Annotated in this window: 14 protein-coding genes and 1 tRNA gene; 6 read left to right on the top strand and 9 right to left on the bottom strand. The window is 71.8% G+C overall.

Annotation, left to right across the window (positions count from 1 at the left end; all coding sequences use genetic code 11):
- Positions 1-421: 421 nt before the first annotated feature.
- The 4 genes from A8713_RS17005 to A8713_RS17020 form a co-directional block, all read right to left on the bottom strand.
- Positions 422-1,126, bottom strand: a complete 705-nt coding sequence (locus A8713_RS17005) for a nucleotidyltransferase domain-containing protein (RefSeq protein WP_064534347.1) — start codon at positions 1,124-1,126, stop codon at positions 422-424.
- Between the two features lie 327 nt (positions 1,127-1,453).
- Positions 1,454-1,527, bottom strand: a tRNA-Pro gene (locus A8713_RS17010).
- Between the two features lie 33 nt (positions 1,528-1,560).
- Positions 1,561-2,388, bottom strand: a complete 828-nt coding sequence (locus tag A8713_RS17015; RefSeq protein ID WP_064534348.1) for a Pr6Pr family membrane protein — start codon at positions 2,386-2,388, stop codon at positions 1,561-1,563.
- Between the two features lie 191 nt (positions 2,389-2,579).
- On the bottom strand, positions 2,580-3,506 hold the full coding sequence (locus A8713_RS17020; protein ID WP_064534349.1) for a metallophosphoesterase: 927 nt from the start codon (positions 3,504-3,506) through the stop codon (positions 2,580-2,582).
- 149 nt (positions 3,507-3,655) lie between these two features.
- On the opposite strand from A8713_RS17020, the gene A8713_RS17025 reads away from it, so the two are divergent.
- Entirely contained in the window at positions 3,656-4,120 is a 465-nt protein-coding gene (locus A8713_RS17025) for a GatB/YqeY domain-containing protein (protein ID WP_064534350.1), read from the top strand.
- Between the two features lie 184 nt (positions 4,121-4,304).
- On the opposite strand, the gene A8713_RS17030 is transcribed toward A8713_RS17025, so the two are convergent.
- The gene (locus A8713_RS17030) at positions 4,305-6,590 is read right to left on the bottom strand and encodes a transglycosylase domain-containing protein (protein WP_064534351.1); all 2,286 of its coding nucleotides are present in this window, start codon (positions 6,588-6,590) and stop codon (positions 4,305-4,307) included.
- A gap of 436 nt (positions 6,591-7,026) precedes the next feature.
- On the opposite strand from A8713_RS17030, the gene A8713_RS17035 reads away from it, so the two are divergent.
- Positions 7,027-7,365: a WhiB family transcriptional regulator gene (locus A8713_RS17035; RefSeq protein ID WP_064534352.1), complete on the top strand. Its 339-nt coding sequence runs from the start codon at positions 7,027-7,029 to the stop codon at positions 7,363-7,365.
- A 35-nt stretch (positions 7,366-7,400) separates the two neighbouring features.
- Here A8713_RS17035 and A8713_RS17040 read toward each other — a convergent pair whose 3' ends face one another.
- Both A8713_RS17040 and A8713_RS17045 read right to left on the bottom strand, forming a co-directional pair.
- On the bottom strand, positions 7,401-8,882 hold the full coding sequence (locus tag A8713_RS17040; RefSeq protein WP_064534353.1) for an ArsA family ATPase: 1,482 nt from the start codon (positions 8,880-8,882) through the stop codon (positions 7,401-7,403).
- A complete protein-coding gene (locus tag A8713_RS17045) occupies positions 8,879-9,856 on the bottom strand; it encodes an ArsA family ATPase (protein WP_064534354.1) in 978 nt (325 codons plus the stop codon). Before A8713_RS17045 ends, A8713_RS17040 begins: the two co-directional genes overlap by 4 nt.
- Before the next feature lie 220 nt (positions 9,857-10,076).
- Here A8713_RS17045 and A8713_RS33170 point away from each other — a divergent pair, with 220 nt between their 5' ends.
- Genes A8713_RS33170 through A8713_RS17060 form a run of 4 tightly spaced genes read left to right on the top strand, consistent with a single transcriptional unit; the run spans position 10,077 to position 12,543 of the window.
- Positions 10,077-10,235 carry a DUF4177 domain-containing protein gene (locus A8713_RS33170; RefSeq protein ID WP_086024262.1) on the top strand — a complete coding sequence of 53 codons (159 nt, stop codon included), beginning with the start codon at positions 10,077-10,079 and terminating at the stop codon, positions 10,233-10,235.
- Positions 10,232-10,696: a RidA family protein gene (locus A8713_RS17050; protein ID WP_064534355.1), complete on the top strand. Its 465-nt coding sequence runs from the start codon at positions 10,232-10,234 to the stop codon at positions 10,694-10,696. Before A8713_RS33170 ends, A8713_RS17050 begins: the two co-directional genes overlap by 4 nt.
- A 58-nt stretch (positions 10,697-10,754) precedes the next feature.
- The gene (locus tag A8713_RS17055) at positions 10,755-11,654 is read left to right on the top strand and encodes an NUDIX hydrolase (protein ID WP_064534356.1); all 900 of its coding nucleotides are present in this window, start codon (positions 10,755-10,757) and stop codon (positions 11,652-11,654) included.
- 58 nt (positions 11,655-11,712) lie between these two features.
- Entirely contained in the window at positions 11,713-12,543 is an 831-nt protein-coding gene (locus tag A8713_RS17060; protein ID WP_064534357.1) for an MBL fold metallo-hydrolase, read from the top strand.
- 51 nt (positions 12,544-12,594) lie between these two features.
- On the opposite strand, the gene A8713_RS17065 is transcribed toward A8713_RS17060, so the two are convergent.
- Together A8713_RS17065 and A8713_RS17070 are read right to left on the bottom strand one after the other, a co-directional pair.
- Positions 12,595-13,353 (bottom strand): nucleotidyltransferase domain-containing protein, encoded by a 759-nt coding sequence (locus A8713_RS17065; protein ID WP_237305399.1) that lies wholly within the window; start codon positions 13,351-13,353, stop codon positions 12,595-12,597.
- 86 nt (positions 13,354-13,439) lie between these two features.
- Positions 13,440-14,114: a Crp/Fnr family transcriptional regulator gene (locus A8713_RS17070; RefSeq protein ID WP_009189818.1), complete on the bottom strand. Its 675-nt coding sequence runs from the start codon at positions 14,112-14,114 to the stop codon at positions 13,440-13,442.
- Between the last annotated feature and the right edge of the window lie 124 nt (positions 14,115-14,238).

A 14,238-nucleotide genomic window follows, 5' to 3' on the forward strand; every position in this document is an offset into this window, starting at 1 on the left:
CGGCGGGGCTCAAGACTGAAGCGACGCACGGTCTGGCGGGACCCAGGAACTGGAGCGGCTCAGGGACTGGCGACATCGAACCCGTACCGCACACCCCGTCCCGCACCCCCTCCCTCCCCGGCCTCCCTGAGAACCCGCCGATACACATAGACCCCCTCCACCCGCACCCCCTCCACCCGCACCCCGTCCGGCCCGCCCTCGACCCCGCACGGATACGTCACCTGCACCACCCGAGGCCGCCCCGCGACCACCAGCCGCACCCCGTCCGCAGGCCCACCCACGAGCACCGCGTCCTCCCGCACCGTCACATCGGCTGTCTCCATGCCCCACAGTTTAAAGATTGCGCAACTCACCGACAAAGCCTGATCCCGACGGCGTGAAGTCCGGTGCCGACCGCGCGAGCCTCTACGGGCGCGATGGTTCAGGGAGTTCCCGGGCGCTCGTACCCGACCCACAACCGGCCGCCGCCCTGCCCTAGCACCTCTTCGACGACGACCGCGAGCGGCTCCACCCTCCCGCCGAGCACTTCCCGCAGCCCGTGGTGAAGACGTCTGCCGAGCCCTGGCACGGCCACCTCCAGGCGGCGTGCCAGCCACTTGCCACCCCCACCCCAAGACCCGGAGATCGCCAGCGCCAGTTCACCGGTGCGACGGACCAGTTCGGTCGCGATGAACAGACGCTCGCCCTGGTCGCTGCTTCCCGCGAGGTCGTCGAGGAGGTCGGTGATCGCGTAGCGGCGATCGTCGATCTCCTCCGCCGACACCGGAGGCGGTCCCGCGGCAACCAGCTTCCGGGCCTGCGCGGCGAGCCGCGCCCCGAGTCCATCGACGTCGAGGAGCAGCAGCCCATCGGCACACATCCACAGCAGCGGTGACCGGCGTGTGGGCAGTTCCCGTTCGATGTAGGCGTGCCACGTCGCTTCGGTGTGCACGAACATCTCCACCGGCCAGTCGGCATACCGGAGGCTCACCCGGTACGGCGCCGGGGCCCCGTGCAGCAGCACCACGACGTCGAGATCCGACGTCACCGTGCGACGGCCCGTCGCCCCACTGCCGCCCAGGAACGCGGCGCGCGCTTCGGGGTGCTGTTCCTCCACGACGGCGCGTGCGGCCTTGATCGCATCCATACGGCAACTATCACCACCGCGCCCGCCGGACGCACGCCCTTTCTCCGCCCGCCCGCGCCATCTCGCCCTCTGCTTCTCACTTTGGGCGGACGTGCTGCCGCCCTGGGCATCACGAGTCGTCGGTCACTCGTCCGGCGCTGGCCATGGGCAACCCCTGAAACGCCCGCACGGCCGCTCAGCGGAGGAGGCGGCGGCGATGAACGTGATCTTCACAGCGACGCGGTGTGACTGCCCACGACGTTTGACCGGATTCCCTTGGCCCCTGTTCGGCCCTCAAACACGTCAAAGGGCCTGGTGTAACTTACACACCAAGCCCTCTGACCAGCGTCGGGGTGGCGGGATTTGAACCCACGACCTCTTCGTCCCGAACGAAGCGCGCTGCCAAGCTGCGCCACACCCCGATGTCGCTGCTTGTCGCGGCGACGACGTTTACTTTAGCCCACCGGGGGCCTGAGGCGAAATCCGGTTCTGGTGCGGCGGGGGACCGGGTTGGGCCGGGCGTGGTCGAGGGCCACGAGGAGGAGGGCGAGGGCGTAGCAGGAGAGGCCCAGGAGGAGGGCGTTGGCCAGGACGTGGCGGTATCCGTGCTGGTCGACGTCCAGGAAGGAGTACAGGTAACGGTGTGCCGCGCCGGCCGGGAGCAGTGCGCCCCGGGTGAGGGAGAAGGCCAGGTAGGCCAGTGGGTAGAGCAGCCAGGGGCCGGCCTGGCGCAGGTGGAGGCGGTTCGGGGCGGTCAGCAGGAGCCAGTCCAGCAGGGCGGCGGCCGGGATCACCGTGTGCAGGAGGCGCGCGGCGACCGACTGCCACAGGGGGTGGGTACCGGGGGCGTCCGTGATCGAGAACGGCGGGGTCGCCTCGGTCAGCAGCAGGTGGTGGACCAGTGCGTACAGGGTGACGTAGAGCACGGCCGCCCCGGTCAGGGACGCGGGGGTGGGGCGGCGGGCGGTCCACGCCCTGCGGGCCGAGACGGCGAGTACCAGGATCAGCAGGATCGTGCTCTGGATTGCGAAATGGCTCAGGACGTGCAGCGGCGGGCCGATGATCATCTCGGCCGTCACCGCCGCCGCAGCCGCTGCGGCGACCAGGAGGCGGTACACCGCCGTCCAGGGGCGGCGGACGGGGGTCACCACCGCGGTCGCGGGGACGGCGGACGCCATCAGCGCGGTGATGCCCGGGATCACGGGGAGGTCCGGTATGTCCCGGGGGATCGGAGGCGTCGGGGAGGCGGACGCTCCGGGGACCGGTGGTATCGGGGCGGTCATGCCCTCACGGTAGGAAGTGGGGGCTTTCCGGGCGATTCGGGTGGGCTGTGTGGGTTACGGGCGGAGTATCGTGACCGGTGCTCGTACGGCGACCGATGCGACCGATGCCTTGCCGGCGTTCCGTTCCGTTCCGTCCCGCCCCGTTCCGTCCCCATCCCGTCTCGTCGGTCCGGTCGGTCTCGTCGGTCCGGTCAGTCCTTCGCCACCAGCGTCAGCAGTGTCGCCTCCGGCGGGCAGGCGAAGCGGACCGGGGTGTAGCGGTTGGTGCCGCAGCCCGCCGAGACGTGGAGGTAGGAGGTGTGGCCCTCGGCGGTGTGGGTGGACAGGCCCTTGACCCGGTCGGTGTCCAGGTCGCAGTTGGTGACCAGGGCGCCGTAGAAGGGGATGCAGAGCTGCCCGCCGTGGGTGTGGCCGGCCAGGATCAGGGGGTAGCCGTCGGCCGCGAAGGCGTCCAGGGCGCGCAGGTAGGGGGCGTGGACGACGCCCATCGAGAAGTCGGCCCCGGCGGACGGGCCGCCGGCCACCCGGGCGTAGCGGTCCCGCTTGATGTGCGGATCGTCCAGGCCCGTCAGCTCCACCGAGACGCCCTCGATCTTCAGGGTGCCGCGGGTGTTGGTGAGGTTGAGCCAGCCCGCCTCGTCGAAGCCGTCGCGCAGGTCCTCCCACGGGTTGTGGATCACGCCGACCGCGGGGGCGTTGCCGTTCAGGCCGTGCCGGCCGCTCGTCTTCTCCAGCAGATAGCGGGCGGGGTTGCGCGGCCGGGGGCCGTAGTAGTCGTTGGAGCCGAAGACATAGGCGCCCGGGAACTCCATGAGCGGGCCGAGCGAGTCCAGGACCTCCGGCACACCCTCGGGGTCGGAGAGGTTGTCGCCGGTGTTGATCACGAAGTCGGGGCGCAGCCCGGCGAGCGAGCGCAGCCAGCGCTGCTTCTTGCGCTGGTCGCCGACCATGTGGATGTCGGAGACCTGGAGGACGCGGAGGGGGTGCATACCCGAGGGCAGGACCGGGACGGTCACCCGTCGCAGGCGGAAGGAGCGGACCTCGAAACCCGCCGCGTAGATGAGACCGGCGGTCGCGACCGCCGTGATGCCGAGGGGTACTCCGTATCGCGCGCGCATGTGTCCATCGTCTCAAAGTCGTGCCCTGCCAGGGAAATCGCGCGCGCGGCGGGGCCCCGGTGCGGGGTGCCGGGAGCTCAGTCGCCCGCCCGCGACGGGCCGGTAAATCGGCGCGCGGCGATCACGTCGTACCTGCGACAATCGACCTCATGACCACCCTCAAGTCGAAGCTGCACGATGACCTCAACGCCGCGATCAAGGAGCGTGACGAGCTGCGTTCCGCGACGCTCCGGCTGACGCTCGCCGCGATCACCAAGGAGGAGGTCGCGGGCAAGGTGAAGCGCGAGCTGTCCGACGACGAGGTCCTCAAGGTGATCACCAAGGAGGCCAAGAAGCGCCGCGAGGCGGCCGATGCCTTCGCACAGGGCGGTCGTGCGGAGTCGGCCGAGCGGGAGAAGGCGGAGGGCGAGGTGCTCGCCGCGTATCTGCCCAAGCAGCTGTCCGACGAGGAGCTGGAGGCGATCGTCGGCCAGGCGGTCGCGGAGGCCAGGGCGGCCGGCGCCGAGGGGCCGCGGGCCATGGGCGCGGTCATGAAGATCGTGAACCCGAAGGTCGCGGGGCAGGCCGAGGGCGGGCGGGTCGCCGCGGTGGTCAAAAGGCTGCTGGCGGGCTGATCCGGCCGCCGGACGTGAGGACCAGCGGACCGGTCCTCTGATCCGCCCGCCGGACCGACGACCAGCGGACCAGTCCTCTGATCCGGCCGCCGGGCCAGAGGGCCAGAGGGCCAGAGCAGAGGAGGGCCCCGGCGGGAAGCCGGGGCCCTCCTCTCGTTGTGCTCATGGGGTGCGCGGGGCCGGATCAGCCGTGCTGTCCGCCGTTGCCGTTCCCGTGGGTGCCGCCGGTCTGGCCCTGGATGAAGCCGCCGGGGAAGCCGGGGAACCCGGTGCCGCCGCCGGCCGGGCCACCGGGGAGACCACCGCCGTCGTCGCCGCCGTCACCCCCGTGGCCGCGGCCTTTTCCCTTGTCGCCGCCCTTGTTCTTGTCCTTGTCGGGACCCTTGTTCTTGTCCTTGCCCGGGTCCGGGATGTCGATGATGTTGAAGGACGGGGCGGGCTTGCCCTGGAGGGCGCCGGTCATCGCGTCCCGCCAGATCGGGCCGGGCACGTCGGCGCCGAAGACGAGGTCGTGCATGATGCCGCCGATGCGGATGCCGGTCATCTTGACCTTCTGGCTGGCGCTGCCCACCCACACCGCGCCCGCCATGTTCGGCGTGTAGCCGACGAACCAGGCGTTCTTGCGCTCGTCGGTCGTACCCGTCTTGCCCGCGTTGTCGCGGTCGGAGAGACCGGCCTGCTGGCCGGTACCGGAGTCGATCACGCCCTGGAGCAGCGTGTTGACGGTGTCCGCGGTCTTCTCGGACATGGCCCGCGTGCAGGTGGTCTTCGGCACCGGCAGCGCCTTCGTCTGGCCGCCGATGCGCTGGGTGATCGACTCGATGGCGACCGGGGTGCAGTACGTGCCGCGCGAGGCGAAGGTGGCGTAGGCGCTCGCCATCGTCAGCGGGGAGATGCCGACCGCGCCGAGCGCGATGGAGGGCGCCTGCGGCAGTTTCTTGCCGTCACCCTGCACCACGTGCAGCTTGTCGGTCATGGTCGTCACCGGGCAGAGGCCGATCTCGGAGATCATCTGCACGAAGTAGGTGTTGATCGACTTCGCCATGGCCTCCTTCATGGCGTACGGGCCGTGCTCGGAGGTGTTCTCGTTCTCCACGTCCTCGTGGTACGAGTTCAGCCACCGCTTGCCGTCGCACGCCTGGACCGGGCTCGGGTACGGCATCTTGTACGGCGAGGAGTACTCCTGCGTGGGCGCCTTGCCGCCCTCGATGGCCGCCGCCGCGACGAACGGCTTGAACGTCGAACCGGTCGGGAAGCCGTAGTTCGAGCCGCCCGCGTCGTTGCCGACCGAGTAGTTGATCTCGGTCTCGTTCTTCCCGTAGCCGTACGGCTTGGACTGGCCCATCGCGACGATCCGGCCGGTGCCCGGCTCGACCAGCACGGCCGCCGAGGCGACGGAGTCCGACTGGTAGATGTGGTCCTTCAGGGAGGACTGCACCGACGCCTGGGCCTGCGGGTCCAGGGTGGTGCGGATGGTCAGACCGCCCTGGTTCCAGATCTTGGCCCGGTCGGCGCGGGTCTTGCCGTAGACCGGGCTGTTCAGGAACGCCTTCTCGACGTACTTGCAGAAGAAGGCCGAGTCCTTGACCGCGGTGATGCAGCCGTTGCGCGGCCGGGTGACCTTCAGCTTCAGCGGGACCTTCTTGGCCGCGTCCGCCTCCGCCTGGGAGATGTCCCCGACCTCGGCCATCCGCTGGAGCACGGTGTTGCGCCGCTTGGTGGCCTCGGCCTCGTCGTTGACCGGGTCGTAGCGGCTCGGCGACTGGACGATGCCGGCCAGCAGCGCCGCCTCGGGGAGGGTGAGGTCCTTGGCGTGCTTGGAGAAGTACCGCTGGGAGGCGGCCTCGACGCCGTAGGCCTGCTCACCGAAGAAGGTGATGTTCAGGTAGTTCTCGAGGATCCGCTTCTTGCCGAGGTCCTGCTCGACCTGGATCGCGTACTTCAGCTCCTTGATCTTGCGGCCGAGGGTCTGCTGCGTGGCCTGCGCGACCTTCGTCGGGTCGTCGCCGGCCTCCTCCACGAAGACGTTCTTCACGTACTGCTGGGTGAGTGTGGAGGCGCCCTGGGCCACCCCGCCGCTGGTCGCGTTCTTGTTGAGCGCGCGCAGGACGCCCTTCAGGTCGATCGCCCCGTGCTGGTAGAAGCGAGCGTCCTCGATCGCGACGATCGCCTTCTGCAGATACGGGGAGATGTCCTTGAGCTCCACCACCGTGCGGTCACGGGAGTAGACCTGGGCGAGCTGGCTGCCCTGGCTGTCCAGGATCGTGGTGCGCTGGCTGAGCGGGGGGCGCTTGAGGTTGGCCGGGATGTCGTCGAACCCCTGGACCGACCCCTTCGCCGCCAGGCCCAGCGCGCCGGCCGCGGGCAACGCGATTCCGGCGAGGACCGCTCCGGCGAGCACACTGACACCGAGGAACTTGGCGGCCTGTTGCGTTGGCGACTGACCACCGCCCGAGCGCTTCTTTGGCATGGGGGCAGCCTACGTTCTCATTCGCCGGACACGCGTATATGCCTTGGCCTAAGCTGCTCTCGGCTGTCACAGCAGTACCGCTGTCCCTTCCCTCGTCTCCTACGTCCGGCGAACCCGAATCGTTCCGGACGCGCGCGATTTTCCTTCCCGGCCGGTCTCCGGGCCCGGCGACACGTGCCCGGAATCGCCTTGTGTGATGCGTGACGTCCGTTGTGGCGCAAGGGGAACCTCCCGGTGTGCCGGGAATGTCGCGCATGTCGCCACCTCACTCCCCCGGGTGATCTGCCGCTAACCCATAGTCCGTTCGGACCATTCAAGATTGGGCCCGCTGGGGGTGTTGCGCTGTGTCCACCTTCCGTAACGTCCTCAACTGGCGGCGGTGAATATGCCGCCGTCGCCGTGGGGGAGCCTCGATTCGGGAGAGGACGGCGCCGGTATGGGCTGGGTAACCGACTGGAGTGCGCAGGCGGCCTGCCGCACTACCGATCCGGATGAACTGTTCGTTCAAGGAGCAGCGCAGAACAGGGCCAAGGCGGTGTGCACGGGGTGCCCGGTACGCACCGAATGCCTTGCCGACGCACTCGACAACCGCGTCGAGTTCGGCGTCTGGGGAGGCATGACGGAGCGTGAGCGCCGCGCGCTGCTGCGCAGACGGCCGACCGTCACCTCATGGCGCAGGCTGCTGGAGACCGCGCGCCTGGAGTACGAGCGCGGGGCGGGCCTGGTCTCCCTCGACGAAGACGAGGTGTACGAGGCCTTCGCGGCGGTGGGCTGAGAGCGCTCTCGCGCCCGGGTGCCGCCGCCGTCCTCTCAGGCGCCCGGCTCGGGCAGTTCGCGGCGGTTGTCCGCGAGCCGGTCCCCGATGTCCCGCAGTCCCGTGAGGTCGTGCACATCGCCGGGGAGCGCGGCCACCTCCGCCACCGCGACCTCGGGATGCCGGGCGGCGAAGCGGTCGCGCGTGCGCTGCTCGCGCGCGAGCACCTGCATACGCTCGGCGTGCAGCCGCAGCAGACCCGCGGCAACCTGGTCCACGGGGTCCGAGGGATCCGCGGGGCCCGCGGGATCCACGAGGCCGTCCGCCGGGTCCGAGGAGTTTGCCGGGTCGGCCGCGTCGTCGGGGCCGGCGGGATCGGCTGGATCGGTGGAATCCGTGTGCTCGGTCTCGGGGTCGGAAGAACCGGAGCCCGGGGCGCCGGAGTCCGGGAGGTCAGAACTGGGGGAGTCTGAACTTCCGTACGTGTCGGGAGAGTTACGAAGACCAGCTTTCCCGTCCCCCTGATCCACAATGCGGGGCTCCTCAAGATTTTCCGCCGCGGCGAGCGCCCGCTCGGCCGACAGCTTCCCGGCCCCGCTGCCGTGCACCCGGTTGAGGACCAGACCGGCCAGCGGCATCCGCTCCGCGGCCAGCCGCTCCACGAAGTACGCGGCCTCTCGCAGGGCGTCCCGCTCCGGGGCCGCGACCACCAGGAACGCCGTCCCCGGCGCCTGGAGCAGTTTGTACGTGGCGTCGGCGCGCGTACGGAAGCCGCCGAAGGTGGTGTCCATCGCGGCCACGAAGGTCTGGACGTCCTTGAGGAGCTGGCCGCCCAGCAGCTTGCCCAGCGTGCCGGTCATCATCGACATGCCGACGTTCAGGAACTTCATCCCGGCGCGCCCGCCCAGCTTGGCCGGGGCCGTCAGGAGCCGGATCAGCCGCCCGTCCAGGAAGGAGCCGAGCCGCTTGGGCGCGTCCAGGAAGTCCAGCGCGGAGCGCGAGGGCGGGGTGTCGACGACGATGAGGTCCCACTCGTCGCGCGCCCGCAGCTGCCCCAGCTTCTCCATCGCCATGTACTCCTGCGTGCCCGCGAAGCCCGCCGAGAGCGACTGGTAGAAGGGGTTGGCCAGGATCGCCGCCGCCCGCTCGGGATCCGCGTGCGCCTCGACGACCTCGTCGAAGGTGCGCTTCATGTCGAGCATCATGGCGTGCAGTTCGCCGTCGCCGTCGGTGCCCTTGACCCGGCGCGGGACGTTGTCGAGGGAGTCGATGCCCATCGACTGGGCGAGCCGGCGGGCCGGGTCGATCGTCAGGACGACCACCTTGCGACCCCGCTCGGCCGCCCGCAGTCCGAGGGCCGCAGCCGTCGTCGTCTTGCCGACCCCGCCCGCGCCGCAGCACACCACGATCCGCGTCCCCGGGTCGTCGATCAGCGGGTCGACGTCCAGCACGCGTGTGTGCGCGAGACGGCGGGCGCCCTCATGCGACGGTCCTGAGGGCGCTTCGGGTCCCCCCGCGGGGGCCGGGTCCGGGCTCATGACATCCCCTGCTTCCGCAGCTCTCTCGCCAGTTCGTACAGGCCCGCCAGATCCATGCCCTCGGCGAGCAGCGGCAGTTCGTGCAGCGGCAGGTCCAGCTCGCCGAGGACCGAGCGCTGCTCCTGCTCCAGTGCGTACCGCTCGGCGTACTCGTGCGCCTGCGCGAGCAGCGGGTCCACCAGCCGCTCGGCGTTCCCGCCGCGCCGTGCGCCGCCGAGCCCGGCGGAGGACAGCGAGCGGGCGAGCGCGGTCCGCGGCACGCTCCGTACGAGTTCCAGGCCGGCGGCGTCCAACACCTGGGGGCGCACCATGTTCACGACGACGCGGCCCACCGGCAGCCGGGCGGCGCGCAGTTCGGCGATGCCGTCCGCGGTCTCCTGGACGGGCATCTCCTCCAGCAGCGTCACCAGGTGCACGGCCGTCTCGGCGGACTTCAGCACCCGCATCACGGCCTGCGCCTGATTGTGTATCGGGCCGATCCTGGCGAGCCCGGCCACCTCGTCGTTGACGTTGAGGAAGCGGGTGATGCGGCCGGTCGGGGGCGCGTCCATGACCACGTAGTCGTAGACGAACCGTCCGGCCCGGTCCTTGCGCCGCACCGCCTCGCACGCCTTGCCGGTCAGCAGGACGTCCCGGACGCCCGGTGCGACGGTGGTGGCGAAGTCGACGGCGCCGAGCTTCTTCAGGGCCCGGCCGGCGCTGCCCAGCTTGTAGAACATCTGGAGGTAGTCCAGCAGGGCCAGTTCCGCGTCTATGGCGAGCGCGTACACCTCCCCGCCGCCCGGTGCGACCGCGATCTTGCGTTCCTCATAGGGCAGCGCCTCCGTTTCGAAGAGCTGTGCGATGCCCTGGCGACCCTCGACCTCGACGAGGAGCGTCCGCTTCCCCTTCGTGGCCAGGGCCAGCGCGAGAGCCGCGGCGACCGTGGTCTTGCCGGTCCCGCCCTTGCCGCTGACGACCTGGAGCCTGCTCACGTCTTCGAGCCTAACCAGTCCGCGCTCCGGGCACGCGCGAGGCTGTGGACAACCGCCGCCGCGGTGGCGTCCTCACCGGCCGCGGAGCGGGCGTACGGCGGGCGTACGGCAGGCGTACGGCCCGGCGCGCGGGCGGTCGGCGTCCCGGGGTGCGAGCGGCCGGCGGCCGGGCGCACGTCCGGCGCACGGCAGGGCCGGCCGCAGCGGCTACAGTCGGCCCATGACCAAGTGGGAATACGCAACCGTGCCGCTGCTCGTCCACGCCACGAAGCAGATCCTGGACAACTGGGGCGAGGACGGCTGGGAGCTCGTCCAGGTCGTGCCCGGCCCGAACCCGGAGCAGCTGGTGGCCTACCTGAAGCGGGAGAAGCAGGCATGAGCGCGGTCGAGGCCAGGCTGGCCGAGCTGGGTCTGACGCTGCCGGAGGTCGTGCCGCCGCTGGCCGCCTACCAGCCGGCCGTGCAGTCCGGTCCGTACGTCTACACCGCCGGCCAGCTGCCGATGGTGGACGGCAAGCTCCCGGTCACCGGCAAGGTGGGCCTCGAGGTCACGGCCGAGGAGGCCAAGGACCTGGCCCGCACCTGCGCGCTGAACGCGCTCGCCGCCGTCAAGTCCGTCGCGGGCGACCTGGACCGCATCGCGCGCGTGGTGAAGGTCGTGGGCTTCGTCGCCTCGGCCGCCGACTTCACCGGGCAGCCCGGTGTCGTCAACGGCGCCAGCGAGCTGCTGGGCGAGGTCCTGGGCGACAAGGGCGTGCACGCGCGCAGCGCGGTCGGCGTGGCGGTACTGCCGCTGGACGCGCCCGTGGAGGTGGAGATCCAGGTCGAGCTGGCTCCCTGAGCGGCCCCCGGCCCCGACGCCTCTCGAACATTCGCGCGCCACGGGATAGCCTCCGGCCATGGCGAATGGGCAGGCGAACGGGCAGTGGTTCCCTCCGGACTGGCCGGACCGCATCCGCGCGCTCGCGGACGGCACCCTCACCCCGGCCGCGCCCAGACGGGCGGCCACCGTCATGCTCCTGCGGGACACCGACGCCGGTCCCGCCGTGCACATGCTGCGCCGACGCGCCTCCATGGCCTTCGCCGGGGGCGCGTACGCGTACCCGGGCGGCGGCGTCGATCCGCGCGACGACGACCAGCAGGTGCGCTGGGCGGGTCCCACGCGCGCGTGGTGGGCCGACCGGCTCGGCGTGGACGACGCGGCGGCGGCCCAGGCGATCGTCTGCGCGGCCGTCCGGGAGACGTACGAGGAGTCGGGTGTCCTGCTCGCCGGGCCCGGCGACGACTCCGTCGGCGACACCACGGGCCCCGGCTGGGAGGCCGACCGCGCCGCCCTGGTCGCGCGGGAGCTGTCCTTCGCGGAGTTCCTCGACCGCCGCGGCCTGACCCTGCGCTCGGACCTGCTGGGCGCCTGGGCGCGCTGGATCACGCCCGAGTTCGAACCCCGCCGCTACGACACCTGGTTCTTCGTGGCCGCCCTGCCCGAGGGCCAGCGCACCCGCAACGCCTCCACGGAGGCCGACCGCACGGTGTGGATCCGGCCCCAGGACGCGGCGGCCGGATACGACAAGGGTGAGCTGCTGATGATGCCGCCGACCGTCGCCACCCTGCGCCGGCTGCTGCCCTGCGCCAGCGCGGCGCGGGCGCTGGAGGCGGCCGGGGACCAGGACCTGACCCCCGTGCTCGCCCGCGCCCGCCTGGTGGGCGACGAGGTCGAGCTGTCCTGGCCGGGCCACGACGAGTTCACCCGGCACGTCCCGGCCGACGGCACCCCGCCCGGTCAGGAGACCCGCGCATGACGGCCCGCCCGCATCCCCTCCGGCTCCCCGCGGCCGGTGTCCAGGAAGGCTCCCTCGTATGACGGACGCAGCAGCGCTCCCCGGGCAGCCCCGCGGCGGTGCGCTCTCCGGGCCCGCCACCGCGCGGGCGGTCAACGTCCTCGCGCCCAACGCCTCCGCCATGACCCTGGACGGCACCAACACCTGGATCCTCTCCGAGCCCGGCTCGGACCTGGCGGTGGTGATCGATCCCGGACCGCTGGACGAGGGCCACCTGCGCCGGGTCGTCGCCACCGCCGAGCAGGCGGGCCGGCGCATAGCCCTGACCCTCCTGACCCACGGTCACCCCGACCACGCCGAGGGTGCCGCCCGCTTCGCCGAACTGACCCGCACGCGCGTGCGTGCCCTCGACCCGGCCCTGCGGCTGGGCGACGAAGGACTGGCGGCCGGTGACGTGATCTCGGTGGGCGGCCTGGAACTGCGGGTCGTCCCGACACCCGGCCACACCGCCGACTCGCTCTGCTTCCACCTCCCGGCCGACCGGGCGGTGCTCACCGGCGACACGATCCTGGGGCGCGGTACGACCGTCGTCGCCCACCCGGACGGACGGCTCGGCGACTATCTGGACTCGCTGCGGCGGCTCAGGTCCCTGACCGTCGACGACGGCGTGCACACGGTCCTGCCGGGCCACGGGCCGGTTCTGGAGGACGCCCAGGGCGCCGTCGAGTTCTACCTGGCCCACCGCGCGCACCGGCTGGCCCAGGTCGAGACGGCGGTCGAGGACGGCCACCGCGGGCCCGCCGAGGTCGTCGCCCACGTGTACGCCGACGTGGACCGCTCCCTGTGGCCGGCCGCCGAGCTGTCGGTCCGGGCCCAGCTGGAGTACCTGCGCGAGCACGGGCTCATCTAGAGCTGCCGCCGCCCGGAGCTGTAGCTGCCGTCGCTGTGCTGCTGCCGCAGGTCACGGCCGGGGCGCCTTGACGCCGTGCACGCGCGCGTACTCCGCGGCCAGCCAGGGGCCCAGGTCGTCGGTGCAGAAGCGCAGGAGAGCCCGGTCGCCGACCGGGTCGTAGCCGTGCGCGGCCGCCGCGGCCATGTGCGCGGCCCGGTCGGGGTGGTACGTGCCGAAGGCGGCGGCCATCTCGTGGAGGTCGCTGGTCCAGCCCTGCCAGCGGCCCATGACCAGGGTGAACCCCGTCCGGACGAGATGGCGTGACATGAAGCGCACCAGGGGCCTGAGGGCCTCCTCGGTGCCGTCGGCGGCCTCGGCCGCAGCGATCCGCTCGCGCCACCGGGGGAGGAGCCGCGCCAGGTCGCCGTTGGTCTCCCGGGCGAGCAGCGGGTCGCCGGGGCGGTAGCGGGGCAGGCGGGCGGCGAGGTCCTCGCCGAGCAGCGGGGTGCACAGACAGGCCGTGAACCAGCCCATGTCGTACCGCTCGGCCTCGCTCAGCAGCCGGTCCCGGCCGTACACCAGGAGGCCGACTCCGTCGATCTGGGCGAACTCCTGATCGAGGGCGGCGCCGAACACCCGGGCCGCCCGGCGGTCGGCGTCCGTCGGCTCGTCCCGCAGGGCGACCAGCAGGTCCAGGTCGCTGCGGCCGGCGCGTGCGGCGCCCCGGGGCACGGAACCGTAGAGGTAGGCGCTGTGCAGCCGCTCTCCATGGGCGTACGGCAGCCGGTCCCGGACCGCCGCGACGACGGGCCGGAAGGCGTCCTGCACGCGCGCCAGGGACCCTTCGCGCGCGATGTGCCCGTCGGCGGTGAGACCCGGCCGGCCGCCCGGACGGGCGTCGGTGCCGCGCGGGGTCAGCGGGACCTCTTGGCCAGCCGTTCCACGTCGAGCAGGATCACCGCGCGCGCCTCCAGGCGGAGCCAGCCGCGCTGGGCGAAGTCGGCCAGGGCCTTGTTGACCGTCTCGCGGGACGCGCCGACCAGCTGGGCCAGCTCCTCCTGCGTCAGGTCGTGGACGACGTGGATGCCCTCCTCGGACTGCACGCCGAAGCGGCGGGAGAGGTCCAGCAGGGCGCGGGCGACCCGGCCCGGCACATCGGAGAAGACCAGGTCGGACATCTGGTCGTTGGTCTTGCGCAGCCGACGGGCGACGGCGCGCAGCAGCGCTCCGGCCACCTCCGGCCGTACGTTCAGCCAGGGCTGGAGGTCGCCGTGGCCCAGGGCGAGCAGCTTGACCTCGGTCAGCGCGGTCGCCGTCGCGGTGCGCGGGCCCGGGTCGAAGAGCGACAGCTCGCCGATCAGCTCACCGGGGCCCACGACGGCCAGCATGTTCTCGCGGCCGTCCGGGGACGTGCGGTGCAGCTTGACCTTGCCCTCGGTGACCACATAGAGGCGGTCGCCCGGGTCGCCCTCGTGGAACAGCGAGTCGCCACGTGCGAGCGTCACCTCCGTCATGGAGGCGCGAAGCTCCGCGGCCTGCTCGTCGTCGAGCGCCGCGAAGAGCGGATTGCGCCGCAGAACGTCGTCCACGAGTTCTCTCCTTGTCGACCTGCTCAGGGGATCTTGCTCCCCCGTCGCCAGGGGACCGTGTTCCCCATTTTGCCGGACGGTCCAAACAGTGTGATCTGTCACAAGGATGCCGTACAGGTGTCCC

This window comes from Streptomyces sp. SAT1 (genome assembly GCF_001654495.1).
Lineage (GTDB): Bacteria > Actinomycetota > Actinomycetes > Streptomycetales > Streptomycetaceae > Streptomyces > Streptomyces andamanensis.

Bases quoted from the DNA above. Each gene is read 5' to 3' on its own strand.
- A8713_RS33170 (WP_086024262.1), top strand. From the start codon at position 10,077: ATGACCAAGTGGGAATACGCAACCGTGCCGCTGCTCGTCCACGCCACG.
- A8713_RS17040 (WP_064534353.1), bottom strand. From the start codon at position 8,882: ATGAGCCCGGACCCGGCCCCCGCGGGGGGACCCGAAGCGCCCTCAGGA.
- A8713_RS17020 (WP_064534349.1), bottom strand. From the start codon at position 3,506: ATGCGCGCGCGATACGGAGTACCCCTCGGCATCACGGCGGTCGCGACC.
- A8713_RS17055 (WP_064534356.1), top strand. From the start codon at position 10,755: ATGGCGAATGGGCAGGCGAACGGGCAGTGGTTCCCTCCGGACTGGCCG.
- A8713_RS17015 (WP_064534348.1), bottom strand. From the start codon at position 2,388: ATGACCGCCCCGATACCACCGGTCCCCGGAGCGTCCGCCTCCCCGACG.
- A8713_RS17005 (WP_064534347.1), bottom strand. From the start codon at position 1,126: ATGGATGCGATCAAGGCCGCACGCGCCGTCGTGGAGGAACAGCACCCC.
- A8713_RS17030 (WP_064534351.1), bottom strand. From the start codon at position 6,590: ATGCCAAAGAAGCGCTCGGGCGGTGGTCAGTCGCCAACGCAACAGGCC.
- A8713_RS17050 (WP_064534355.1), top strand. From the start codon at position 10,232: ATGAGCGCGGTCGAGGCCAGGCTGGCCGAGCTGGGTCTGACGCTGCCG.
- A8713_RS17035 (WP_064534352.1), top strand. From the start codon at position 7,027: ATGGGCTGGGTAACCGACTGGAGTGCGCAGGCGGCCTGCCGCACTACC.
- A8713_RS17060 (WP_064534357.1), top strand. From the start codon at position 11,713: ATGACGGACGCAGCAGCGCTCCCCGGGCAGCCCCGCGGCGGTGCGCTC.
- A8713_RS17025 (WP_064534350.1), top strand. From the start codon at position 3,656: ATGACCACCCTCAAGTCGAAGCTGCACGATGACCTCAACGCCGCGATC.